Source organism: Sinorhizobium numidicum, assembly GCF_029892045.1.
GTDB classification, from domain to species: Bacteria; Pseudomonadota; Alphaproteobacteria; order Rhizobiales; family Rhizobiaceae; genus Sinorhizobium; species Sinorhizobium numidicum.
Genome location: NZ_CP120368.1, coordinates 782,518 through 806,720 on the forward strand (window position 1 = coordinate 782,518; position 24,203 = coordinate 806,720).

22 protein-coding genes, 1 tRNA gene and 1 pseudogene are annotated in these 24,203 nt (G+C 61.3%); 13 read left to right on the plus strand and 11 right to left on the minus strand.

Annotation, left to right across the window (positions count from 1 at the left end):
* Positions 1 to 82: 82 nt before the first annotated feature.
* Positions 83 to 448, plus strand: coding sequence for a hypothetical protein (locus PYH37_RS14830; RefSeq protein ID WP_280735690.1), 366 nt, complete (start codon positions 83 to 85; stop codon positions 446 to 448).
* A gap of 374 nt (positions 449 to 822) precedes the next feature.
* Here PYH37_RS14830 and PYH37_RS14835 read toward each other — a convergent pair whose 3' ends face one another.
* The gene (locus tag PYH37_RS14835) at positions 823 to 1,719 is read right to left on the minus strand and encodes a LysR family transcriptional regulator (protein ID WP_280735691.1); all 897 of its coding nucleotides are present in this window, start codon (positions 1,717 to 1,719) and stop codon (positions 823 to 825) included.
* A gap of 96 nt (positions 1,720 to 1,815) precedes the next feature.
* On the opposite strand from PYH37_RS14835, the gene PYH37_RS14840 reads away from it, so the two are divergent.
* The 3 genes from PYH37_RS14840 to PYH37_RS14850 are packed head-to-tail and all read left to right on the plus strand — an operon-like array spanning position 1,816 to position 4,262.
* Positions 1,816 to 3,003: an MFS transporter gene (locus tag PYH37_RS14840; RefSeq protein ID WP_280735692.1), complete on the plus strand. Its 1,188-nt coding sequence runs from the start codon at positions 1,816 to 1,818 to the stop codon at positions 3,001 to 3,003.
* Positions 3,004 to 3,031: 28 nt separating this feature from the next.
* Positions 3,032 to 3,778, plus strand: a complete 747-nt coding sequence (locus PYH37_RS14845) for an SDR family oxidoreductase (protein ID WP_280735693.1) — start codon at positions 3,032 to 3,034, stop codon at positions 3,776 to 3,778.
* Between the two features lie 13 nt (positions 3,779 to 3,791).
* Complete coding sequence (locus PYH37_RS14850; RefSeq protein WP_280735694.1) at positions 3,792 to 4,262, plus strand: cyclophilin-like fold protein; 471 nt, start codon at positions 3,792 to 3,794, stop codon at positions 4,260 to 4,262.
* Between the two features lie 266 nt (positions 4,263 to 4,528).
* Here PYH37_RS14850 and PYH37_RS14855 read toward each other — a convergent pair whose 3' ends face one another.
* Complete coding sequence (locus PYH37_RS14855) at positions 4,529 to 5,155, minus strand: hypothetical protein (protein WP_280735695.1); 627 nt, start codon at positions 5,153 to 5,155, stop codon at positions 4,529 to 4,531.
* Positions 5,156 to 5,584: 429 nt separating this feature from the next.
* Between PYH37_RS14855 and PYH37_RS14860 the strand changes: the two genes are divergently transcribed.
* The gene (locus PYH37_RS14860; RefSeq protein WP_280735696.1) at positions 5,585 to 6,661 is read left to right on the plus strand and encodes a hypothetical protein; all 1,077 of its coding nucleotides are present in this window, start codon (positions 5,585 to 5,587) and stop codon (positions 6,659 to 6,661) included.
* A gap of 97 nt (positions 6,662 to 6,758) precedes the next feature.
* Here the strand turns inward: PYH37_RS14860 and PYH37_RS14865 are convergent.
* Positions 6,759 to 6,832: transfer RNA gene (locus tag PYH37_RS14865), tRNA-Gln, on the minus strand.
* Positions 6,833 to 7,159: 327 nt separating this feature from the next.
* Here PYH37_RS14865 and PYH37_RS14870 point away from each other — a divergent pair.
* From PYH37_RS14870 to PYH37_RS14880, 3 genes are read left to right on the plus strand one after another with little or no spacing between them, the layout of a single operon-like run.
* A complete protein-coding gene (locus PYH37_RS14870; RefSeq protein WP_280736049.1) occupies positions 7,160 to 8,749 on the plus strand; it encodes a Ppx/GppA phosphatase family protein in 1,590 nt (529 codons plus the stop codon).
* A complete protein-coding gene (locus PYH37_RS14875) occupies positions 8,746 to 9,483 on the plus strand; it encodes an RlmE family RNA methyltransferase (RefSeq protein ID WP_280735697.1) in 738 nt (245 codons plus the stop codon). Before PYH37_RS14870 ends, PYH37_RS14875 begins: the two co-directional genes overlap by 4 nt.
* Before the next feature lie 5 nt (positions 9,484 to 9,488).
* Entirely contained in the window at positions 9,489 to 9,872 is a 384-nt protein-coding gene (locus tag PYH37_RS14880) for a VOC family protein (RefSeq protein ID WP_280735698.1), read from the plus strand.
* A gap of 7 nt (positions 9,873 to 9,879) precedes the next feature.
* Here the strand turns inward: PYH37_RS14880 and PYH37_RS14885 are convergent, their stop codons facing one another.
* On the minus strand, positions 9,880 to 11,289 hold the full coding sequence (locus tag PYH37_RS14885) for a DHA2 family efflux MFS transporter permease subunit (RefSeq protein ID WP_280735699.1): 1,410 nt from the start codon (positions 11,287 to 11,289) through the stop codon (positions 9,880 to 9,882).
* A 193-nt stretch (positions 11,290 to 11,482) separates the two neighbouring features.
* Here PYH37_RS14885 and PYH37_RS14890 point away from each other — a divergent pair.
* The 4 genes and pseudogenes from PYH37_RS14890 to PYH37_RS14905 all read left to right on the plus strand — a co-directional run bounded on the left by PYH37_RS14890 (position 11,483) and on the right by PYH37_RS14905 (position 15,538).
* Positions 11,483 to 12,467 (plus strand): annotated as a pseudogene (locus PYH37_RS14890) (MBL fold metallo-hydrolase).
* Positions 12,468 to 12,755: 288 nt separating this feature from the next.
* Positions 12,756 to 14,258, plus strand: coding sequence for an IMP dehydrogenase (gene guaB / locus PYH37_RS14895; protein WP_280735700.1), 1,503 nt, complete (start codon positions 12,756 to 12,758; stop codon positions 14,256 to 14,258).
* Positions 14,259 to 14,346: 88 nt separating this feature from the next.
* Entirely contained in the window at positions 14,347 to 14,670 is a 324-nt protein-coding gene (locus PYH37_RS14900; RefSeq protein ID WP_280735701.1) for a hypothetical protein, read from the plus strand.
* Positions 14,663 to 15,538, plus strand: coding sequence for a dienelactone hydrolase family protein (locus tag PYH37_RS14905; RefSeq protein ID WP_280735702.1), 876 nt, complete (start codon positions 14,663 to 14,665; stop codon positions 15,536 to 15,538). The genes PYH37_RS14900 and PYH37_RS14905 overlap by 8 nt, the downstream gene beginning before the upstream one ends.
* A gap of 133 nt (positions 15,539 to 15,671) precedes the next feature.
* On the opposite strand, the gene PYH37_RS14910 is transcribed toward PYH37_RS14905, so the two are convergent.
* Positions 15,672 to 16,622 carry a LysR substrate-binding domain-containing protein gene (locus PYH37_RS14910; RefSeq protein ID WP_280735703.1) on the minus strand — a complete coding sequence of 317 codons (951 nt, stop codon included), beginning with the start codon at positions 16,620 to 16,622 and terminating at the stop codon, positions 15,672 to 15,674.
* A gap of 208 nt (positions 16,623 to 16,830) precedes the next feature.
* Between PYH37_RS14910 and PYH37_RS14915 the strand changes: the two genes are divergently transcribed.
* On the plus strand, positions 16,831 to 17,127 hold the full coding sequence (locus tag PYH37_RS14915; RefSeq protein ID WP_280735704.1) for a DUF1127 domain-containing protein: 297 nt from the start codon (positions 16,831 to 16,833) through the stop codon (positions 17,125 to 17,127).
* A gap of 574 nt (positions 17,128 to 17,701) precedes the next feature.
* Here the strand turns inward: PYH37_RS14915 and PYH37_RS14920 are convergent.
* From PYH37_RS14920 to PYH37_RS14945, 6 genes are all read right to left on the minus strand, one after another.
* Positions 17,702 to 18,520 carry a DUF937 domain-containing protein gene (locus PYH37_RS14920; protein ID WP_280735705.1) on the minus strand — a complete coding sequence of 273 codons (819 nt, stop codon included), beginning with the start codon at positions 18,518 to 18,520 and terminating at the stop codon, positions 17,702 to 17,704.
* A gap of 101 nt (positions 18,521 to 18,621) precedes the next feature.
* Positions 18,622 to 19,995 carry a glutamate--cysteine ligase gene (locus tag PYH37_RS14925; protein WP_280735706.1) on the minus strand — a complete coding sequence of 458 codons (1,374 nt, stop codon included), beginning with the start codon at positions 19,993 to 19,995 and terminating at the stop codon, positions 18,622 to 18,624.
* Between the two features lie 144 nt (positions 19,996 to 20,139).
* The gene (locus PYH37_RS14930) at positions 20,140 to 20,877 is read right to left on the minus strand and encodes a 16S rRNA (uracil(1498)-N(3))-methyltransferase (RefSeq protein ID WP_280735707.1); all 738 of its coding nucleotides are present in this window, start codon (positions 20,875 to 20,877) and stop codon (positions 20,140 to 20,142) included.
* An 11-nt stretch (positions 20,878 to 20,888) separates the two neighbouring features.
* The gene (locus PYH37_RS14935; RefSeq protein ID WP_280735708.1) at positions 20,889 to 22,394 is read right to left on the minus strand and encodes an inorganic phosphate transporter; all 1,506 of its coding nucleotides are present in this window, start codon (positions 22,392 to 22,394) and stop codon (positions 20,889 to 20,891) included.
* 123 nt (positions 22,395 to 22,517) lie between these two features.
* Complete coding sequence (locus PYH37_RS14940) at positions 22,518 to 23,024, minus strand: NUDIX hydrolase (protein ID WP_280735709.1); 507 nt, start codon at positions 23,022 to 23,024, stop codon at positions 22,518 to 22,520.
* A gap of 245 nt (positions 23,025 to 23,269) precedes the next feature.
* The gene (locus PYH37_RS14945) at positions 23,270 to 24,061 is read right to left on the minus strand and encodes a FadR/GntR family transcriptional regulator (RefSeq protein ID WP_280735710.1); all 792 of its coding nucleotides are present in this window, start codon (positions 24,059 to 24,061) and stop codon (positions 23,270 to 23,272) included.
* Positions 24,062 to 24,203 lie beyond the last annotated feature (142 nt).

Here is a 24,203-nt window from a genome sequence, read left to right on the forward strand (position 1 = left end):
AAGGTTGCACCAGAGCACAGTTACGCGCAATCTTAAGTGCACTGAATCATTCTGTTTGCTAAGAACAGAGGGCTGGATCGACATGAACGTTGTTGCAGGATTAGCTTTGACCGGAGTGCTTCTCGTCTCCACAACAGATCAGCTACGGGCGGAACCGCTGAATACGGTGGAGGACCTGGGCGCCGCACTGAGCAACTGCTGGACCCCGCCGCCCGGGATCAAGAACTCCTTCGTCACGCTGAGGTTCGGCTTCAAAGCCGACGGAACGCTGCTTGGCCGGCCACAACCAACGGCCATCAATGTCACGGGCGACGAGAAGCAGCGCCAGGCCTTCGTGGATGCCGCGACCGAAGCCATGCAAAACTGCGTGCCGCTGGAGTTTTCGAACGAGCTTGGCAAGGAGATCGCTGGAAACGTGTTTACGCTGCAGTTCAGGTCGAGGGAATGAGTGAGGCGAATGCGTTAGAGCAAGCAAGCATCGCAACCGGAGGTCATTTCACGAATGATGGCAGCGGCTTGAGATTGGCGGGGGCCGGGATTCTCACATGATTCAAAGGCCTACTCCAATCGCCTTTGATTCCCTTGCGTTTTTTTCGATCGCGAGCGACGATGGATGCCACCTTTGCGCCCTGGGTTCGGGCCTCAGTCAACACGTGTGGTGAGCGGCGATAATTTCCGCTTTTGGGGCCGAAGCGGGCCTTCGCTGGCTGGTCAGCACCAGCAGAAATGGGTGGAGTGCGGAAGTTCGACGCTCGAGCATATGGCGGCGGCTATGGCAAATACCGGACATTATAGCTGTCCCAGTTCGACCGATATGAGGGGCTATCGAGATCGGTACCGGAAAGCCGCGACAAAGGCGCCAAAGGCCGGCGAGAGATTGCGCCGGCTGGGATAGTAGAGATGATAGCCCTGAAAGGTCGGGCACCAATCCGCGAGGACCGCCTGCAGCTGACCACTCTCAACGTATGGTCGGACAAGCTCCTCCGGCGCATAGGTCAAACCTACGCCGTCGAGCGCGGCATCAAGCGCTGGTCCGACATCGGTTAGAGTCAATTGCCCGTCGACGCGCACGCTGAACTCGTGTGCATCCTTCTTGAACTCCCAAGCATATATCGCGCCTGACGTTGGAAGCCGCAGGTTAATGCAATTGTGGTCGGTCAGGTCCTGCGGTCTTCTCGGCGCGGAACAACGCGTGAAGTAATCGGGTGAGCCGACCACGGCATAGCGGACATCGGGACCAATGCGAACGGCCACCATGTCGCGCGCGATTGCCTCGCCGAGCCGAACGCCGGCGTCGAACTGGCGTTCGACGATATTCGTGAAGCCATTGTCGACAATGAGTTCCACGTTGATGTCTGGGTGATCGCGCAGGAACGCCGGCAGCCTAGGGCGAAAGACCAAGCCTATGGCATCGTCGGGGCACACGATGCGGACGTGACCCGATGGCTTGTCACGCAAGGCGCTGATCGCACTGATCTCGGCAGCGATACTCTCAAAATGGGGTTCGATGCCCTCCACGAGGCGCTCCCCGGCCACGGTAGGTGCTACGTCACGGGTCGTACGGGAGAGGAGACGGGCGCCAAGCCGTTCCTCGAGTGCCCTGATTGTATGACTAAGGGCAGAGCGGGTCACGCCCAACTTAGCGGCCGCGCGCGTGAAACTCCGCTCGCGAGCAACCTCGAGAAACGCTCGCATCTCGGTGAACTCGTCACGCCGCATTGTTGAATCTCCTTCACCTCAACATGCAGATTATAGCTGCTAGTCGGCCAAAACCAACCCGGCTATTTAGTCTGGCAGCGGACAGGAGAGCATGGGATGACCATCGAACTGACACTGGATGAAACCCCTTCAGCCGAAAGGACGACGACCCCATGGGCTGCCGTTACCTGCCTCTCGCTGCTGACCTTTCTCCTGGTGGGGTTGGAGTTCATGCCGGTGAGCCTTTTGACTCCGATTGCCCAGGACCTCTCCATCTCAGAGGGTCAGGCCGGACAGGCGGTTACCGTCTCCGGCTTCTTCGCCGTGATCACCAGCCTTTTCGGCAACGCCCTCTTGGCCACGCTCGATCGGAAAACGGTCGTCTTGCTCTATACGGCCGTTCTGGTCGCTTCCAGTTTGGCTGTGGCTCTCGCTCCCAACTTCGTTGTCTTTCTGGTTGGACGGGCACTGGTCGGCATTTCGATCGGCGGTTTCTGGTCGCTTTCAACCGCTGTTCTGGCACGCCTGGCCTCGGGATCCGACCTGCCGAAGGCTATCGCCTTGCTCCAGGGCGGCACCGCGTTCGCGCTCGTCCTTGCCGCGCCGCTCGGCAGTTTCCTCGGCGGGCTGATCGGGTGGCGGGGCACGTTCTTTATCACCGTGGCGATGGGCCTTGCCGCGCTTGCATGGCAGTTGGCCGTACTGCCGAAGATGCCGGCAACGGCGCCCGTCTCAGTAGCCAGAATCTTCGGGCTGCTGCGCAACCGCACATTCGCGGTCGGAATGGCGGCGACCAGTCTCGCCTTCATTGGCCAGAACTCGCTGTCGATTTACCTGCGTCCCTTCCTCGAAGGCGTCACGGGCGTCGAGTTGAACGTTCTGTCGATGATGCTGCTCGGGCTGGGTTTGGGTGGCCTGGCCGGAACGTCGATCGTTGGCTTCGTCCTCCGACGGCATTTCACTGCTCTGCTGATCGGACTGCCGAGCGCGCTCGCGATCCTCGCCCTCCTGCTGATCGCTCTTGGACCCGTCGCGACCGTCACGGCTGCTCTGCTGGTGTTGTGGGGATTTTTCACGGCCCCCATTCCGGTGGCCTGGAATACGTGGATGACCAGGATCATCCCCAACGAACTTGAAGCAGGCGGCGGATTGCAGGTGGCACTGATCCAATTTGCCATCGCGGGCGGCGCTTTCGCTGGCGGAGCGCTGTTCGACATCGCTGGGTGGTGGAGCGCCTTCCTTCTTGCCGCCGTTCTTCTGGCAGGATCGGCCCTCCTCGCCACGTTCGCTAACCCTCGCACGTAAGTCCTCAAGGCCGAGATAGGAGATCGTCATGTCTCAAGGAATCGAAAATAAGGTCGTGGTCATCACCGGCGCAAGCAGCGGACTTGGTGAGGCCACGGCCCGTCATCTCGCCGAGCGGGGTGCCGTGGTCGTCCTTGGCGCGCGTCGAAGCGATCGCATCGAGGCACTGGCCGCCGAGCTGACGGCCAAGGGATACAAGGCTAGGGCTGTTGCGACCGACGTCACCGATCAGAATCAGGTCAAGAACCTGGTCGATACCGCGGTCCAGGAGTTTGGCCGCATCGACGTGATGTTGAACAACGCGGGTCTAATGCCCCTCGCTCCACTCGAACGGCTCAAGATTGACGAGTGGGACCGCATGATCGACGTCAACATCAAGGGCGTGCTCCACGGCATTGCCGCAGCGCTCCCGCACATGAAGGCCCAAAAATCGGGACACATCATCAACGTGTCCTCCGTCTACGGCCATGTGGTCGATCCGGGCGCCACGGTCTACTGCGCCACCAAGTTCGCTGTACGCGCCCTATCCGAGGGCCTGCGGAAAGAAGTGAAGCCGTACAACATCCGCACGACGATCATCTCTCCCGGCGCGGTCAGCACCGAGCTCCTTGAGCACATCAGCGAAAAGGACATCCAGGCGGGCACGAAGGAGTTCGTCAGCAAGATTGCGGTCGGTGCAGACACCTTCGCCCGGACGGTCGCGTTCGCGGTGAACGAACCCGATGACGTGGATATCAACGAAATCCTGTTACGGCCCACGGCTCAACCCGTCTGACGTGAGGCGCGCTATGTCTATGACATCCCAGTTCATGAGCCGTCGCGCGGTGCTGGGCGGAGCCTTGGCGGCTGCCGCTATACCTCTGCTGGCCCACGGGCAGGAAGGGCGCGACCCCGCCAGTCAGGAGCCGACAGACGTCAGGATCAGGATAGCCTTCAACGACCTGACACTGACCGCGACGCTCTATGACAATCCGTCCGCGCGTGATCTGGCCTCGATGCTCCCCTTGAATCTCAGGATCGAGGATTACGGCGAGAACGAGAAGATCATTCATCTGCCGCGCAAACTTACCGAGGAAGCCAGTGGTCCCTTCGGAAACGAGCGGCCAGGCGACCTTTGCTACTTCAAGCCTTGGGGCAACCTGGCCCTGTTTTATGCCGACTACCGCTGGGACGGACTGATCCGGCTTGGCCGTTTCGACAATGGCTTTGATCCGCTGCTGGTGCGCGGCGAGTTCCCGGTTCGCATCGAGCGCATATGACGGTGGCGTTCACGGCCCAGAACCTTGATTTCTCTGCCTCCCAGAAGGAAAGGACTAAACATGAATTCGGCGGGCTTTGTCTTTCAACGATCGCACGGGCTGGACGGCTATCGTGCGGGCCACATTCCTTACCTAAGCGAAACGACGTCTGGAGTTCGCGCTCTGTGCCATCGGCTCAAGCTACGACACTGGTGATCGTTGATCAAGCGGCTGCGCACTGCGTTAAACAATCACTTCGATTGCCCCTCCGCTTATTTGCCACCAACCTAGTAGCGGCTGGGGTCTTTCGAGAACGGCCGACCCGACATCGGCAGAGTTATCCCGGCGCTGCCGCGCTTAAAGTATTCATCGCCTAAGAGCCAGTGATAGAGGTTCACGTAAGAGTAGTCGGGGTGAATTTTGAGCCCCACGCCCCCAATCCGGCCTAGATCTGATCGCAACGTTGACCTCACCGGCCCAAAGATGGGCGCAGCGTATTCCGTATGGCCCGCCACCATCGCCGTTGTAATGGAGACGACCAGATCAGCGACTTGAAGCAGTCGGGAATTCTGGAACGGCATCGTTAAGACGTTAGTCGCCAGATTCGTGAACTTCGCGTAGTCACTCCCATTGGTGACCAGTTCGGCGCATTCAGCTAGAAATTTGTCTTCATCGGTTCGACCACCCGACGGGCGAGCGACTATCACGATTCCTAAGTCGCCCCTGATTGAATAGTTGAAGCGCTCCAGAGCCATCAAAAGCACGTCTGTCTCGTGCTTCACCGAATTCTTAGAGGCCAGCCCTTTCGTGGTGTCCGAAATGGTTACCTGCCCTCTGGCACCGTAATCGCCCGCAAGCGTCAAGACCCTCTCAAAGAAGGCCACCCGATCCGCGCCGATTAAATTCTCGCGCATCCAATGGTCGCGATTAGGTGACCACTTGAAGGGCTCTCGCGAGGGAAAGCCTACTTCGTCGCAGAATGCGTTCAGAACGCTTTCAAGGTCGCGAGCCGCCGCAGCTTCGATTGAGACGCCGCCAACGGCTACAAGAGGTCCGCGCGCTGGCGAGAAGGTTTGCGTTGGGCGGCGTCATCGAGAAACAGCAGTTGCATGCGGACCCTTTTCGATTCGTTACGGCCCCTTCTTTTAGCATGTGGCGAAAAGCGATTCCTCCACGACATTACGCGCTGCCCGCAATTCACAGCCCCGGTGAAGATCGGCGGGCTTTTCTATATCTTGTCGATGGACGAATCGGGTGAGGTTACGTGGAAGACGACGGTGCAGAGCAAATCGCGGCAGAATGGGGCGTGAGCGTTGACGCGTTGCGGGAAGCAACATGGGAGCTTGAGGAGCTGGGATGGCAATGACGGCGAGCTCTACGGCTACTTTGTTCGGTTTGATGAGGACAACGACTCGGCGATTCTCGCAGAGCTTGGACTAGAGCCCGGCGAGTTTCTCCGCGAAGTCAGCATCAACGCGTTCGACGCGCCGGACTATAACCGGCATGATTTCGCGCCTCAGGAACCTCCCCGGCGTCCCAACAACAGCCGGCGCGCCTACTATATTGATGATGAACGTTTCACACCCTCTCAGTTCAAGAGGCCTTCGAAGCCTCGGAAGATTGAAGCCATGGTTCAATGGTTTCACGCCAACTTCGAGGACCCGGCAAATCGCACTCCCTACAACAGCCAGGAAGGTGGGTATCAGTGGATTTGGGGTGGCCCTTTCGATGCTGATGAAGAATTGCAGGATCAGTTCTCAGACCTCGCTGACTTCGACGTCATTCAAGCGGCGGTCGCCGAAGTCACCAACGATGGAATCTACGAGTGGGAGCGTGTTGCTGACCCCGACGACTACGAAGACGTAGAGCCGGATCGAGGTTACGTTCCCCCTCCGGGTTCTCTTGCGGAGCTAATGGCTGACGAAGGTGAGAGCAATGTTGCCTATCTTCAGACCGACGACGGTGACTATCTCACCACAGAGGACGGAGAAAGACTTGTCGTTGAAGTCAGAGAAGACGACCTTCGCGATGAGATCGAGCGCAATCTTCGCGTGCTCGACGACGCTGTTGAGGAACTCCAGAACCTAGTAAGACGAACACATAACAATCCGCCGGCCTTGCTGGATGATCTTCCGCCCGTAGGCGCACTGATCCACGAAATCAGAGCGGCGCAGGAAGCCACGCGTGTTGAGTTGTCAGCACCCAGCCCCAACCTTCCGAATGTTCAGCAGCAAGCTTCAATCTTCCGGCGGCTTAGCCGAATTGTGTGGGGTGCAATTGGCGTCGTTGTCACTGGAGTCGCCGGCGATGTCGCTAGCGATGCCCTTAAAGGCGACTACACGATTCCTTTGTCGCTTTACAACGCTCTGGAGGGTGTGGCTAACGCAGTGCAGGCATGGGTAAGCTATCTCGGCGGGTGAGGACGCCTAAAAGTCCGCGTGTATCATCCACAAGACTGTAACACTTAACGCTTGCTAATGTTAGCTAAGTAGTTGAAAAATAAAGAAAGAAAAGGAGTGGCTGGGGAACCTGGATTCGAACCAGGACTAACGGAGTCAGAGTCCGCTGGTCTACCGTTAACCTATTCCCCAAGGCCTGCTGACAGTTCGCAACCGCAGCGTCGGTGTGGCGGGCTTATAAACAAAAGAATGTCTGATGCAAATACCTTTTGGCAAAAAAATGCGGCCGGGGTGTGGTCCGATCGCATACCGCCCCGGCGAGGGCGGCGTCATTGAGGCTCCCATTTTTTGGTGCACGGCTGGCGTAAATCCAAAGCCTGTTCCGGTCGTAAGTCCCGGCGAGCGTATCAAAAAGGGTTTGGCGAAAAGAGGCGGCGCTGGTACAGTCGCCGCAACGTAAAATCGAGAAAAGCGCCTTGAGCGGCCGAAAGGCATCGCCCGGCGCGATGGTTGAGACAAGTGAAAGACCCCGATCACGGCGAAAGGCCGTCAGAATCCGGGGCGTCGGCAGCAGGTCGTGGCGAGGCGCACAAGCTCGTGCCGCGCGGCGGCAAAGGCAAACGGAGGCGGCGCAGGCTGTCCGGTTCGCCGTCTGCAATTGCCACCCTATCCGGCCCGACCGGAGAGGCAGGGCGTCCCGCAGGACTGGATGAGGCGGAGCCAGCGCGCAAGCGCAAGCGGCGTCGCCGAAGCAAAGCAGCAAGAGCGCAGGGCCAAGGTGCCGCCGCCGCTGTTGGCGGAAGCGGTGCGCCTCTCGATGCGGCGATTACCGACAAGAAGAATCAGAAACGCAGTAAGAAGGCGCGCCATCGGCGCGGGCTTCAAGGGCGGCCTCTGGCTGCGGGCACCAAACCGAATGCGGTGGAGCGCCCTGGGGAATCCCCGCGTCCGCGCGGCGCCGAAGCAGCCTCCGTTTCGCAGTCCCAACAACGCCCTGAAAATCTGCGCGCGCCCTTTGTTGCGGGCAGCGAACCGCCGGCGCCCCTCTATGCGGCGCTTGATCTCGGCACCAATAATTGCCGCCTGTTGGTCGCGCAGCCGACGCGGCCGGGGCAGTTTCGGGTGATCGACGCGTTCTCGCGCATCGTCAGGCTGGGCGAGGGGTTGGGCGCGAGCGGGCGCCTTTCCGACGACGCCATGGATCGCTCCGTCGAGGCGTTAAAGGTCTGCGCTGCGAAGCTCAATGCACGCTCGATCCGACGCAGCCGGCTGATCGCGACGGAGGCCGCGCGTTCCGCCGCCAATGGCGAATCCTTTCTCAAGCGTGTGGCTGAGGAAACCGGGCTCGAACTGGAGATCATCGATCGGGAGACCGAGGCGCGGCTTGCCGTTTCCGGCTGCTCGTCTCTGGTCGACCGCGAGACCAAGTCCGTCGTCCTTTTCGATATCGGCGGCGGTTCTTCCGAAATCGCCGTCATCCGCATCGGCGACAACCGATCGAGCCGGCTTGCCAACCACATCACCCATTGGACGTCGCTGCCCGTCGGTGTCGTCACGCTTTCGGAGCGCCACGGTGGCGAGCATGTCACGCCGCAGAGTTTCGAGGAGATGGTGCGCGAGGTCGAGAGCATGCTCGCCCGGTTCGACGGCCCGTCGGTCGAGGCGCTGGCAAGCAGTGGGCGCGACAGCGGTTTTCATCTGATCGGTACGTCTGGCACCGTGACGACGCTGGCGGGTGTCCACCTGGACCTGCCGCGCTATGACCGGCGCAGGGTGGATGGGCTTTGGCTCTCCGACGGCGAGGTTTCGGCCATGCAGGCGCGGCTGCTCTCCTGGGATTTCGAGGCGCGTGCCGCCAATCCCTGCATCGGCCCCGACCGTGCCGATCTGGTGCTGGCGGGCTGCGCCATCCTCGAAGCGATCCGCCGTCGCTGGCCCTCGACGCGCATGCGTGTGGCGGATCGCGGCCTGCGCGAGGGGCTTTTGACCGACATGATGGCCGATGACGGGGCCTGGCGCCGGGCGCGCCCGCGCCGGCATCAGCGGGGCTTTGGTTCCACACCGGCAGGCGAGGAGCGGAGCAGGGCCCATGAAGGAAACAAGGCATGACGAAATCCCCGATCGGCGGCAACCGCAGCGGCCGCAAGCTCGGCCAGAAGGTGAAGAAGGGCAAGCTCAAGGCTTCCTCGCGCCGGTGGCTGGAGCGCCACATCAACGATCCCTATGTGCAGCGCGCGCAGCTCGAGGGCTACCGGGCGCGGGCCGCCTTCAAGCTGCTCGAGATCGACGAGAAGCATAAGATTCTCGCGGGTGCCAAGCGCATCATCGATCTGGGCGCAGCACCCGGAAGCTGGTCGCAGATCGCTGCCAAGGTGACGACTTCGACCGATGCCGACCCGCGCGTCGCGGCAATCGACTTTCTCGAAATGGACCCGATCCCGGGCGTCCGTTTCCTGCAGATGGATTTCCTCGATCCGCAAGCGCCGGAAAAGCTCAAGGAGGCGATCGGCGGAGCGCCCGATATCGTCATGTCCGACATGGCGGCGCCGACCACCGGCCATCGCCAGACCGACCATATTCGGACCATGCATCTCTGCGAGGTTGCAGCGCATTTTGCCGTCGAGGTGCTCGCCGAAGGGGGACACTTCCTGGCAAAGACGTTCCAGGGCGGCACGGAGCGCGAGCTTCTCAATATGCTGAAACAGAATTTCCGCCAGGTCGTCCACGTGAAGCCGGCGTCGTCCCGGGCCGAATCAGTGGAGATGTTCCTGCTCGCAAAGGGGTTCAAGGGCCGCCATCCGGCCGCGACCGACAAGGCCGCGGAAGACGCCGCGGCGGAGTAAGGGCAATGCTGCTTTACGTGACGGTTGGTACCAACGACCTCGAGCGGGCCGGCGCGTTCTATGACCCCGTTCTCGCGATTTTGGGCTTTCGGCGGCAGCGTCAGGACGATGCTGAAATCGGCTATGGCGCCGATGATGACGTGCGCTGCCGCTTCTGGGTGGTGAAGCCGTTTGACCGCCAGCCCGCAACCTTTGGTAACGGCGCGACGGTTGCGCTCGTGGCGGAAACGAGAGCTGCGGTCGACGCGTTCCATGCAGTCGCGCTTGCGAGCGGCGGCAGTGACGAGGGCGGGCCGGGTCTTCGCCCGTTTCACGCACATTTTTACGCCGCCTTTGTCCGGGATCCGGACGGCAACAAGCTGTCGGCGGTGTGCGAGCGGCCGGAATAGCCCGCCTTTACCTGCCGGCCGTCGTTTCCGCCTCCCGCATCGCCAACCGATGGCCGGAGACCGAAGCGCCGGCATTCTTTGCCATTGTGACGAAGGGGATCGCCGCCAGCAGATTGGCGACGGCGATGATCATGAAGGCGACATGGAAATCTTTAAGAGCGAGCGGACCGCCGCTGATAGCCGTCCCGATCTCGAGGATGGCGCCGGCGACCGCAACGCCCAGAGCAAGGCTGATCTGTTGCAGGACGGCGCTCATCGATGTCGCCTTGCTCGCATCCGCATCCTCGATATCGGCAAAGGAGAGGGCGTTGACGCTCGTGAAGAAGAAGGAGCGGGCGAAGCCGGCGACGAGCAGGATGAAGAGCATCATCAGGTAGGGCGTCGCCGGCGTGAAGAAGCCGCTTGCGAAGGTCGTTACCGCAGCAATGACGGCTGCGACGATCAGCGTCGTGCGGAAGCCGGCAAAGGCGAGTACCCGCCGGGCGAAGAACTTGGTGGTAAGGGCGCCGACGGCACCGATGAAGGTGATGAGGCCCGACTGGAACGGGTTGAGACCGAAACCGATCTGCAGCATCAGCGGCATCAGGAAGGGAACCGCGCCGACCGAAATGCGGAAGACCGTGCCGCCGATCGAGGCGACCCGAAAGGCGCTGTCGCGAAAGAGGCGGAGGTCGAGAATCGGCGCCGGGTGGCGACGGGCATGAGAGATGTAGAGGAGCGTAGCGGCGATGCCCACCGATACGGAAGCAAGGCCGATCGCCGGCGGCAGGGCGGGCAGGCTGATGACGGAGAGGCCGAAAACGATGCCGGAGGCGGCGATGCCGCCGAGCAGGAAGCCACGGATATCGATCGGCGGCGGGTTTCGCCGTTCCATCTCCGGCAGATAGATGCCGGAAAGCGCGTAGCCGGCAATGCCGACCGGCACGTTGATCAGGAAGATCCAGTGCCAGGAGAAATAGGTGGTGATGAAGCCGCCGAGCGGCGGCCCTGCCAGCGGGCCGACGAGCGCGGGAATGGTCAGCAGCGCCATGGCCGAGACGAGTTCGCTTCGCGGGGTGCCGCGGACGAGGACGAGGCGGGCGACCGGGGTCATCATGGCGCCGCCCATCCCTTGCAGGAAGCGCGAAAGGACGAAGGCGATGAGGCCGTTCGAAACGGCGCAGAGCACCGATCCGACAATGAAGACGAGGATCGCCGCGCGGAAGATGCGCTTGGCGCCGAACCGGTCCGCCATCCAGCCGCTCAGGGGGATGAAGATCGCCAGCGCTACCATGTAGGAGGTCAGCGCCAGCTTCAGCGTGATCGGCCCGACGCCGATGTCACGCGCGATTGCCGGCAGCGACGTCGAAATGACGGTGGAATCCATCTGCTCCATGAACAGAGCGACGGCGAGGATCATCGGGACGATGCGGTTCATGGAGGATGCCTTGGACGCGGGGCAGCAGTGGTGCGAACAGAGCCTAGCCTTTGCGATGGCTTTGTCGGGGCCAAACCGGGGATTGCAATTCAAAAACCTGTGATCCCGCTTGCCGTTTGCTGTCAAGGTTCCACGTCTCGCCTGTTAGGCAAGGGGCGCATTGAAGGCGCCCCGTTTTGCAGGAGGGACGACGATGACAATTTCGCTGAAGCGCCGAACGCTGTTCGGAGCCGGAGCAGCAGGCGCCTTGGCGGCGCCGGGCCTGTTTGCGGGACTTGCGATGGCGCAGGAAAAGACGGAAAAGCCCGGCATGACGAGCAATGCCAATTTTAGGACATTCGGACTCGGCGCTTTCAAGCTCACGGTGATCAATGACGGCACGCGCGCCTCGGGCAACCCGCACGAGATCTACGGGCTCGATCAGCCGGCAGAGGCGGTATCGGCGCTGCTTGCCGAAAATTTCCTTCCGACGGCCGGGTTCATCAACGGCTTTTCGCCTGCTCTCGTAGACACCGGCCCTGAGCTCGTGCTTTTCGACACGGGCTTCGGCGAGGCCGGCCGGGAAATGGGAACCGGCAGGCTCATCGATGGCATCACGGCCGCCGGCTATTCAGCCGATCAGGTCTCGGTGGTTGTGCTCACGCACATGCATGGCGACCACATCGGCGGACTGACGGCGGCCGGCAAGCCAGCTTTTGCGAACGCCCGCTATGTCGCCGGGCAAGTGGAGTTCGACTTCTGGAGAAGCGAATCCCGCATCGGCACGCCGGCGGAAAATGGGCACAAGGCGGTGCTTGAAAAGGTTGTGCCGCTTGCGGAGAAGATGACCTTCATTGGCGACGGCGCCGAAATCGTGCCGGGCGTAGTGTCGATCGCCGCCTTTGGTCATTCGCCCGGGCACATGGTGTTTCGGCTTGAAATCGGAAGGCAAAGCGCTGCTTCTGACGGCGGACACGGCTAATCACTATGTTCTGTCGCTGCAGCGGCCGGACTGGGAAGTTCGCTTCGATATGGACAAGGTCGCCGCGAGCACGGCGCGGCGAAAAGTTTTCGACATGATCGCGACGGAGCGGCTACCATTTATCGGCTACCACATGCCGTTTCCGGCCGTCGGATTCGTCGAGCGGCGCGATCAGGGTTACCGCTTCGTTCCGGCGACGTACCAGTTCGACATTTGAGCGTTGCTGCATGTTCCCTTAAATCGGAGCCGGTTTAAGGATAAGAACGTGCAGCAATTTAAGTGCTATGGCGATCTATGTGCGTCTGAAGAGACGCACGGCGCTGCAGAACATTTGTTGCTCTGCAACGACATTTGCGCAGGCCCGGGCGATTTCCGGGACTTGACTATTTTCATTCCGACATATCCGTGTTACGAGCCCTCGCCAACTTCCAAGACAAGCTTTGAAGTCGCCCGGTGGACAAATCGCTGACCGCCCCGGGGATTTTCGTTATTGAAGGGATTGGCCATGGCGCGCATCATCGAAACGGCAACCGGTCTGGAGGCTCTGACCTTCGACGACGTTCTGCTCCAGCCAGGACATTCCGAAGTGATGCCGGGGCAGACAAACATCTCGACCCGCATCGCGCAGGACATCGACCTCAATCTCCCGATCCTCTCTTCCGCCATGGACACGGTTACCGAAGCTCGTCTGGCGATTGCCATGGCGCAGGCCGGCGGCATCGGCGTCATCCATCGCAACCTGACGCCCGCCGAGCAGGCCGAGGAGGTTCGTCAGGTCAAGAAGTTCGAGAGCGGCATGGTCGTCAATCCGGTCACCATCGGTCCTGACGCCACGCTTGCGGACGCTCTGAACCTGATGAAAGTTCATGGAATTTCCGGCATCCCGGTGGTTGAAAACGGCGGCAGCGGCGGACAGAAGCAGGGCCGCCTCGTCGGCATCCTGACCAATCGCGATGTTCGCTTCGCTTCCGATCCTGCTCAGAAGATCTACGAGCTGATGACCCGGGAGAACCTGATTACGGTCAAGGAAAACGTCGACCAGCAGGAGGCTAAGCGCCTCTTGCACAAGCACCGCATCGAAAAGCTGCTGGTCGTCGATCCGGAGGGCCGCTGCGTCGGCCTGATCACGGTGAAGGACATCGAGAAGTCGCAACTGAACCCCAATGCGTCCAAGGATGCCCAAGGGCGGCTTCGCGCCGCCGCCGCCGTCAGCGTCGGTGACGACGGTTTCGAGCGTGCCGAGCGGCTGATCGACGCCGGCGTCGACCTGATCGTCGTCGATACCGCCCACGGGCATTCGCAGCGCGTGCTCGATGCCGTAGGCCGGATCAAGAAGCTTTCGAACTCCGTTCGCATCATGGCGGGCAACGTCGCGACCGCCGACGGCACCAAGGCCTTGATCGACGTCGGCGCCGATGCCGTCAAGGTCGGTATCGGACCCGGTTCCATCTGCACGACGCGAATCGTCGCCGGTGTCGGCGTTCCGCAGTTGGCCGCGATCATGGCGGCGGTCGGGGCTGCGCAAGCGTCCGGCATACCGGTTATCGCCGATGGTGGCATCAAATTTTCCGGTGACCTCGCCAAGGCGATCGCGGCAGGCGCCTCCGCCGTGATGATCGGTTCGCTGCTCGCCGGCACCGACGAGAGCCCGGGCGAAGTCTTCCTTTACCAGGGCCGTTCCTTCAAGGCCTATCGCGGCATGGGTTCCGTGGGCGCCATGGCGCGCGGTTCGGCCGACCGCTATTTCCAGGCCGAGGTTCGCGATACGCTGAAGCTCGTCCCCGAAGGCATCGAGGGCCAGGTTCCCTACAAGGGGCCGGTTGCCGGCGTGCTGCACCAGCTTGCCGGCGGCCTCAAGGCTTCCATGGGTTATGTCGGCGGCGGAACGATCGGGGAGTATCAGGAACGCGCGACCTTCGTACGCATCTCCGGTGCCGGTCTTCGCGAGAGCCACGCGCATGACGTGACGATCACGCGCGAGAGCCCGAATTACCCGGGCGCCGTCTGATCGTCTCCTCCAGGGCGCCATCCGGTGCCCCGGCCACTTTTCATAATCAGTTTCGAAGCATGATGAGAGTTTCGAGATCTTCTGACCCATGGTCGCCCATGTCGTGCTGGTCTTCGTTCTCTATGCGCTTCTGTCGGCGCGCCGCTTTGCGCTCGTGCAGGCAGGCAAGGCCGAGGCATTGCAGTTTCGCGAAACCGTGGCGATGGCTGATCATCGCTCCTGTCTTTCAGCGGACGGAAGAAGGGTAAGATCGGCGGCCGCATTTGCTCGAACTCAGCGCTTGAGACTCAACCGCAGCGGTAACGCAGTTTTGTATGCGATGCGTCAGCCGTTGACCTATCCTGTCGCCGGGCGGGTTGCCGTTGCCCTACCGCCTGCGGAGAAAATTGCCCAAGGAGGTCGTCATGAATAAGCCTGCCATCACCCAAGCGATGATCGATGCCTATGACGAGTACACGCATCTCACTCTGGATCGCCGCCGCTTCATGGAGAGGCTGACGGCGCTTGCCGGTTCTGCCGCGGCCGCCGCCGCAATTGCGCCGATGCTGGCGGCCAATAGCGCGAAGGCGGAAATGATCGCCGCGACGGACGAGCGCATCAAAGGCGAGGACATCACCTATCCCGGTGCCGATGGCGAGATGAAGGGCTACCTTGTCGGGCCCGTCAATGCGTCGGGCAAACTTCCGGCCGTGATCGTCATCCATGAGAATCGCGGCCTCAATCCGCACATCAGGGACGTCGCCCGCCGGGTCGCGGTCGAAGGCTTCGTGGCGCTCGCTCCCGATTTCCTCTCGCCTGACGGGGGAACGCCGAGCGACGAGGACAAGGCGCGCGAGATGATCAGCGCGCTCGATGCGGCCGAGACCAATGCGGACGCGGTCGCAACCGCCGCCTTCCTGAAGGGGCACGAGGAAGGCACCGGCAATGTCGGCGCAATAGGCTTTTGCTGGGGCGGTGGTCTGGTTAACCGGCTCGCGGTCAATTCGCCCGACCTGAAGGCCGCCGTCGCCTATTACGGGGCACAGCCGAATGCCGAAGATGTGCCGAAGATCAAGGCTGCGATGCTCCTGCACTATGCCGGGCTGGACGAGCGCATTAATGCCGGCATCGAGGACTATCGCAAGGCGCTGCAGGACAATGGCAAGGACGCCACGATCTATGTCTATGACGGCGCCAACCACGCTTTCAACAATGACACCTCGGCTGCCCGCTACAACAAGGAAGCGGCCGATCTCGCCTGGGGACGAACGATAGAGTTTCTGAAAGCGAAGCTCGCCTGAGACCGGCGGCGCGCACCGAGGATGTGAAGAGCGATCCACGTTCTTCTAGCTCCTCGCGGCGGCCGTGTCCCGGAAAGACCCAAGGCCACGTGTCGCGAGACACATGGCCTTCTTTTTTGAGAGATTGGAAGGCTTACCAGCCGGGCAGCATGTGGCTCTGACGCAGGCGCGGATAGCGCGGATAGCCCTTGAGATCGCCGTCGAGATCGTCGTTGACCGTAATCGGCGTGATGTTGTCGAGGCAGGCCGTGATGTGATTGGTGATCGCGTTGGAAAGCGACGGCGAAAGTCCGGGACGTTTCATGATGCCGATCTGGACCGGTGCCAGCGCGGGAAAACCATCCGCCAGCGTCAGCACCTTCATGCCGGGACGCAGCGCCGATTCCGGCAGCACCGACACGGCCATGCCGGCAAGCACCGCAGCGGCAACGACCGTCGACGACCAGCTCGTGAACAGAATCTGATATTCCTTGCCCGTCGCATCGAGCGCCGCGCAGGCAGCCTGCCGCCACTGGCAATCGCGGCGGCCGACGGCAAGCGGGATGGGCGCGTTTTCCGGCAGCGGGTGGTTGATCGAGCTGACCCAACAGAGCGGCTCGGTTCTGACCACGTCCGAGGCTCGCGCGCGCGGATTGTGGGTGACGAGTGCGATATCGAGGTCACCCTTCGCCATCTTCTCCGCCAGATCTACCGACGGTTCACAGATGATATAGAGCTCGACATTCGGGTGGGTCTTGGCAAAGCGAACGATGATCTCCGGCATGTAGCGGTCGGCATAGTCGTCGGGCGTGCCGATCCGGAGCGTGCCTTCAAGCCGGTTGTCGTCGAAGGATGCCATCGCCTCGTTGTTCAGGCGGATCATCCGCCGGGCAAAATTCAGGAGCCTGTCGCCCTCGACGGTCAGCCGGTTGCCGCGGCCATCCTTCATGAACAGCGGCTTGCCGATGCGTTCTTCCAGCCGGCGCATCTGCATCGATACCGCCGATTGGGTCTTGAAGACCCGATCGGCGGCCTTCGTGAAGCTGCCGGTATCTGCAATAGCGACGAAGGTTTGCAACTGATCGATATCGAGCGGTGCGGACATGGCCGGAATACCCATAAGATTGTTTGATGAATATCATTAAAAACATTCGTTGGACTGATCAATAAGGATTTGCGATTCATAACGTGCAAATCGCGTCAATCTTCCCGGCGAGAACGTCGCCGATTTTACCAAATCGATCCGGCCTGCCCCTGCGTATGATCTCGCCGCAGGGGACGGGCTTCTTCGTGCCTGAAAAAGGAGCTCCGTCATGCGCACGACCCAACACGCCCTCGATCTCGACCTCGTTGCAGGCAAGCAGCCGCTTGTATCCCGCACGGCAGGCGTCGTCGGCGTGCTGACGGCTATCTGGCGCCTGTTCCGAAACCGATACCAGATCGCCCGTCTGCATGATCTCGACGATCGCCAACTGCTCGATATGGGATTGCGACGGGAAGATGTGCACGAGGCCTTGACCTCGTCTTTCTTCGACAATCCGGGCAGCTATCTGACACGTGCGTCCCGAAACCGGGCGAACCTCTTCTTCAGGGGGGTACGCCACGATTGATCTTCCCCATGGCGCGTCCCCTTCCGCCTCGGACGCGCCATTGCGGCATGATCCGCAAAAGGTTGCCGCCCGCGGATCATGCCGCGAAATTCTACAGCGCCGTGCGTCGTTTCAGACAAAGCTCGCTGTAACACTTTGAAGTGCTGCATGTTTTTTCCTTAAAGAAGCATGCAGCAGACAAGTGGGATGAGGAATGGGTGAAGCGGTTTCCGCCCTCGTTCCGGATCTCCCACTTGAAGGTGGGCACGCCCACCGAACCGTTCCCCGCAGGGTATGAGCCAATAGACCCTGCTGCTTGCCCGGTACATGGCCAAGACATGTACCGGGCTTTTTTTGTGCGGCGGTGCTCGCTGTCCTCCACCGACAATGGCGCCTCATCCGGCCGGCCGGCCACCTTCTCTCGTTAGACACGGGGAGAAGGGGCGTTGCGGCGCCGCTCTCCTTCCTCTTTGCGTCGGCAGGGGAAGAAGGCAAATCGAGGTAGGTTCGAGGGCGTGCGTTCTTAGTCCCCACTTGCGGGGAGGAGCAGAGGGAGGGGCAAAACCGCCCGCCTGAATAGGTTGCTATTTGGATCCTAAGCCTTACCGCCGGCGTTGCTCCTATAGCTTTCGAAGAGGGCGTCGATATTCTTCTGGTATTCCTTCTGCATTTCCAGTCCGCTGTCGAACATGTTGTTCATCACCTGCGAGAACTGGGCGAAGGCCGGGTTTTCCGGCGCTGCTTTCTCCGCCGTGCCGGCGCCGTTCTGCATCATCTCCTGAAACGCCTTGACGAAGGGATTATCGGCAAAGAGGTCGGGCGTCTTCGGCTTTTCCTGTGTCTTGCCCATGCCGAAAAATCCCTGCATCGCCTGGGTGAAGGGATTGTCGAAGGGGTTCGGCGGCGGCTCGGGCTTCTTGGCAAGCCCCGTAGCCTCCATCCATTGCTGCAGCCAAATCATCACTGGATTGTTGGCGAGAGCGTCATTGACTTGGCTGGTCGTCTGCTTGAAGAGCCCGCCCATGAGCGTGCTTGCCATCACCGGCAGCATCTGCTTGTAGACTTCCTGACCGATCCCCGTCATCTGCGCCGCCTGCGCCGCGATGGCGCGCGACATTTCCTTTGAACCGAAGAGCTGTCCGAGAACGCCGTTGCCGTCTGCCACGCCCTGCGGCGTGAAGGCCTGGCTCATATCTTCGAAATACCTGGCGTAGTTGCCGGTGGAGATCGCCGTCAGCAGCGCGCCGAGATCATAGGGATTGGTCGTGTTGCGCTTGAAACCGGTGGAGAAGGCCGGCATCAGCGCCGCGGTCGCCTTCGCCATTTGCTCTTGCGCGAGCCCGAACTGCTTCGCCATCAGCTCGATAGCGTGGCCGTTCTGCGCCTGTGCGAACATGTCAAAAAGCGGTGCCATCCCCATTTCCTTCCCGGCCGAACGACGCATCTCATTGCACTATAACGGGAAATGATAGGCTGGTAACGGCTTTTTGTGCGGCAGGGTTCGAAGCGGCGCGCTCAATATTGGTATTCGGCGAAGACCGGTTCGACGGAGCCGTTCCACCGGCCATGATAGAGCGCGAGCAGGTCTTCGGCGAGCGTCGCCTTCTTGGCCAGCACTTCATCGAGCGGCGCCAGGAATTGGCTCTCGTCGATCCCATCGCTGTTCACGCGGTGGCGGCGCTTCAAGCCGGCGCGCGAGATGGCGAGAACCTCCCGCGCAACGTCGAAGAGCGACGTCGTCCCGAGTTTTGCCGCCAGCGCCTGGGCGGGCACCGCGTCCCTCAGCGCCTGAACATCGCCAAAGGTCCAGTCGCGGGTCAGCGCCTCGGCTGCGGCCAATGCTTCGTCGTCATAAAGAAGGCCGACCCAGAAAGCCGGGAGCGCACAGATCCGCCGCCACGGGCCGCCATCGGCCCCGCGCATCTCGAGGAAACGCTTCAGCCGGACATCGGGGAAAAGCGTCGAAAGATGATTGGTCCAATCGCCCATGTTCGGTTGCCATTCGGCGATCTCGCCCTTCAGCGCCCCGTTCATGAATTGCCGGAAGGTGACATGGGTACAGTCGTGATAGTGCCCGTCGCGCACGACGAAATACATCGGCACATCGAGCGCCCATTCGACATAGTGGGCAAAGCCGAAATCCGGCCTGAAGGTCGCCGGCAGGAGGCCGGCACGCTGGTTGTCGGTGTCGCGCCAGATGTCACCTCGCCAGGAAAGGAGCCCATTGGGCTTGCCGTCGGTGAAGGGGGAACTCGCGAAGAGGGCGGTCGCAAGCGGCTGCAGTTTCATCGAGACCTGCATCTTGCGCCGCATGTCCTCCTCGGAGGAGAAGTCGAGGTTCACCTGGATCGTGCAGGTGCGATACATCATGTCCAGGCCTTGGTTGCCGACTTTCGGCATGTAGCGCGTCATGATCTCGTATCGCGATTTCGGCATCCGCGGCGTCTCGGCGAAGGTCCATTTCGGGCTGCCGCCGATTCCGAGGAAGCGAATGCCGAGAGGCTCGGCGACTTCGCGAAGAACGGCCAGATGCTGATTGGACTCCTTGCAGGTCTGATGAAGGTCCTCGAGCGGTGCACCGGAAAGCTCGAATTGCCCGCCCGGCTCCAGCGAGATCGCGCCATTTCCCTCACGTTCGGCGAGGCCAATGACATTGCCCTCGTCGAGAATCGGTTCCCAGCCGCTCCTTTCGGCCATGCCCTTCAGGAGCGCCTGGATGCTGGCCTCGCCGAAATAGGGCACGGGACTGTTGTCGGCCTTGAAGAAGGCGAATTTCTCGTGCTCCGTACCGATGCGAAATCGCTCTTTCGGCCTCGACCCCGATGCCAGATAGGCGGTCAGGTCAGCGACAGAGGTTACCGGCGTCTGGTCGGTGGTATCTCGGGCCATATTCGTCTTCTTTTGTCTTAGCGATCCTGCCGATCAGCAGGAATGAATGGAGGGTGCTTGAACCGTAATCAAGTGCCGTGCAAGTCAATTTCTTTCAAGATGCTCTCAAAAAAACTCCGCGCGCTCGCCTGAGCTGACGGCAGCTCATTGCCAGTCGCCGATGGAGGCCTGAAGGACTGCCATCGCCGCCACCGCTGCCGTATCGGCGCGCAAGATGCGCGGCCCAAGCGGTATTGCCGTCACGAAATTAAGGCTGTGCAACAGGACCCGCTCGGCTTCGGAAAATCCGCCTTCCGGACCGATCAGCAGCGCCAGATGGCGTTCCGTGATTCTTTGGAGAATCGGGAGGGGGTTCTGGCTTTCATTGCTCTCATCGCAGAAGATGATGCGCCGGTCTTGCGGCCACGCCGCGAGCAAATCCTCGAGCTTTCGCGGCGTTTCGACAGAGGGGATGCCGAGGACGCCGCACTGCTCCGCCGCCTCGATGACATTGGCGCGAACGCGATCCAGGCTGCCGATCTTGCCCTGCACATGCTGCGTCATGACCGGCTGCAGCACGCCGGCGCCCATCTCGACTGCCTTCTGGACGAGATAGTCGAGCCGGCCCACCTTGAGCGGCGCAAAGAGGTAGACGAGATCGCAAGGAGCTGGCTGCGGGCGCGTCTGCTCAACTGCGGTGAGGATCGCATGCTTCCGGGAAGGCATGGAGAGTTCCGCCCGCCATTCGCCATCTCGGCCGTTGAAGATGAGGATAGATGTGCCCTGCTCGAGGCGAAGCACATTGATGAGGTAATTGAACTGCTCCTTTGTTGCCTCATGTCTTGCACCGGCGTGAAGCGGACTTTCGACGAACAGTCGCTGCATACGAAAATTGGCGCGCATTCGGATAGCTTTCAGAGAAATAGACTGGAGAGGACGAGATAAACGAGTGCGGAGAGCAGGGCCGAGACGGGTACCGTGATCACCCAGGCGGCGACGATCGTCAGGAAATGCGAGCGTCTCACCAGCCGCCGCCGGCGCACCTCGGCGAAATTTGTTTCAGCCGATTCCATGAACTCGGCTTGGCCGGTCTTCAGCCGAACATATTCCAGGCGTCGCTTGGAATGGCGTGTATACCATTCGCGGAAGAAACCGACGCCGAAAACGGCGCCGACCGCCGTGTGCGTCGAACTGATCGGCAGGCCGAGAGCCGAGGCCAGCAGCACGGTGACCGCTGTCGCGAGCGCGACGCAGAAGGCGCGCATTGGATTGAGGCGGGTAATCTCCTCGCCGACGACCCGGATCAGCCGCGGACCGTAGAGCAGCAGCCCCAGCGAAATACCGAGCGCGCCGATAAGCAGCACCCAGAAAGGCGCCTCCGACCGTTCCGTCGCGACGGCGCTGCCGGCCGCCGAGACAATCGCCGACAACGGACCGATTGCGTTCGACACGTCGTTCGCCCCATGAGCAAAGGACAAAAGCGCGGCGGAGAACATCAGAGGCAGGCGAAACAGCTTGCGAAGCGACTGATTGCGATTGTCGAGTCCCTCGGATTGTCGGTGGATCCACGGTCTGCTTAGCACGTAACAGGCGGCGCCGACGAGAACGCCGCTCAAAAGGCTGCCCGGAAGCGAGATGACGGCCAGATGACCAAGCGCGAAAACCAGGACATAGGCCGCGAAAGAACCTGCCGTGACGGCGAGGACGATCGGCATCCAATGCCGGGCGGCCTCGATCTTGTCGTCCCGGTAAATAATGAATTCCTTCAAGAATGCGAGAAAGAGGGCAGCGATGGCGCCGCCGAGCAAAGGGGAGACCGACCAACTCGCGGTAATGCCGGCGATCGCCCACCATTTGACGCTGGCAGGTCCGGCCGCCGCCAGACCGGCGCCGATGATCCCGCCGATAACCGAATGCGTGGTCGAAACCGGCGCGCGCAAGTAGGTGGCGAGATTGATCCAGACTGCCGAAGAGATCAGGGCCGCCATCATCACCCAGATCAGAACTTCCGTGCCGACCAGTTGTGCGCCGTCGATGAGGCCGGCTTCTATGGTGAGCGTGACCTTCCGCCCGGCGGTCAGCGCACCGGCAATTTCGAACGTGGCAGCGATGGTCAGGGCGGTGGCCATCGTCATCGCCTTCGCGCCGACCGCCGCGCCGACATTGTTCGTCACGTCGTTGGCGCCGATGTTCATCGCCATGTAGCCGGCGACGGCGGCCGCAGCGATGACGATAGGGGCGCCGGACGCACCGGTGACATAAGTCGCGGCGAACGCCATGCTGAGGATGAGGAAGAGCAGCGCGAGGCTAGGGGCGGCCATTCCGCGCATGACGTGGTACGAGGCCTCCTCGGCAAGACTGAACTTGTCGAGGTCTTTGTCGAGTGTCAGCTTTTCCAGGCGCGGGCGCGGCTTGGCCACCGGTTGTTCTCCATTGTCATGATCGCCAGTAGCGGTACGCGCCGGCGCATTCAAGCGGAATTGGAAGAGAGTTGACGGCCGTGACAAAAACGGCTTTAGAGCGAGCCCGGTGCCGCCTGGCCGCTAACCGTTGGCGGCTGTCGACAGGGGCGGTTCAGGCGCGGCCATGCGCTCGCCGAACGCCAGTATGAGGTCGCGCAGTGAAGGTTCGGCAACGCGCTTTGCCGCTTCCTGGTAGCTGACCCATTCGAGCTGCCGCGCCCCTTTTTCGGGAAAGTTCTTGCAGAAGTCCTCGACTTCGAGTGCGTGCACCTGCACTTTGCAGGAAATCTTCAGACCGTGGTCCATGCGCTTCTGATAGACGTAGTAACCGATCGCAGCCTTCTGCACTTTGCCCTTTACGCCGGCTTCCTCGTAGGCCTCGCGTTCAGCCACCTCGTGAGCCTTTTTCCCCTGCATCGGCCATCCCTTTGGAATGACCCAGCGGCCTGTGTCGCGGCTGGTGATAAGCAGGATGTCCAGCGCTCTCGTCTTCTTGCGGATGCGGTAGCACAGTGCAGCATATTGCATGCGCGCGGGGCGACGCAGCATCAGATGCACATCAGAGGCTAGCCGGTGCAGAAAGCTCAAGAGTTCAGCGCTCCTCATGCGAATCAACAGGGAATTAGCCATCCCGAATGTATGCCTCGTCTGCCTTGCCTGTAAATGAGCTCGACGTCAAAGCAGGCGGGTCGAAAACGGCTTCGCGCTTCTTCATCTCGCTCTGGCAGATAACCGGCAAGGTGCCGTTGCGGTTCCGACGGCAAGCGCGTTCATCGCGACTCCATGTAGTGCGCAGGATATATTGCGCAGGCGAGCCCTTCGCTAGGCAGGGTCTACGATCCGGCGCGATCGCGCTGCTGAAGGCGCAGCCGTCCGATGCGTGCCCATTCGCCGCTGCGTTCTGCCTCACGCGCCGCAGCAGCGACGAAATCGATGTGGCTTTGGGCGGCCTCCTTGGCTGCCTTCGGATCCGCGGCCATGATCGCAGCGTAGATCGCTTCATGTTGGGCGAGAAGCCGGTCGCGCGCGCCCGGTGCATTGAACACCGAATTGCGGTGAAAGAAGATGCCCTGGGTCAGAAGTCTGTAGCAAGCTCTCAGCGTATGCAGCAGAATGATGTTGTGAGCGCTTTCGCCGATGGCGTTGTGCAGCTCGATGTCCGCTTCAAGCTCCTCGTTGAAATTGCCACTGCGATGCGCCTCGCGCATCCGCTCGATCACGCGCGTGAGAATGTCGCGATCGATCTCCGTGGCGCGGGTCGCGGCGAGTTCCGCCGTCAGCCCCTCGAGCTCGCGCCGGTATTCGAGATAGTCCTGCGTTGCCTTGTGGTGCCGTCCGATGAGCTCTATGAGCGGTTTCGAGAAGATCTGGCCGACGACGTCGGCGACAAAGGTGCCGCCGCCATGCCGGCTCTCGACCAGCCCGCGCGCTTCAAGCTCCTTGAGCGCCTCGCGCAGGATCGGCCTCGAGACATCGAATCGTTTCGACAGTTCCCGCTCGCCGGGCAAGCGGTCGCCATCGCGCAGCACCCCCTCGAGGATCAGAAGCTCGATCTGCTGCACCACCTCGTCCGCTGTTCGGCTGTGACTGATGGGCGCATAGAGGTCGATCCGGTCTTCGGTCACTTGTGATGTCTCCTGCAGGCGGAAACCGCTTCCGCGCTTCGTCCTCCCGCTCCTGGCGGCAAATCTAGCAGTCTTAACCAAGTGGTCAAATTGATTGCCCACTTCGGAGCAGCAACACTGACAAAAGTCAAACTGCGTCAAA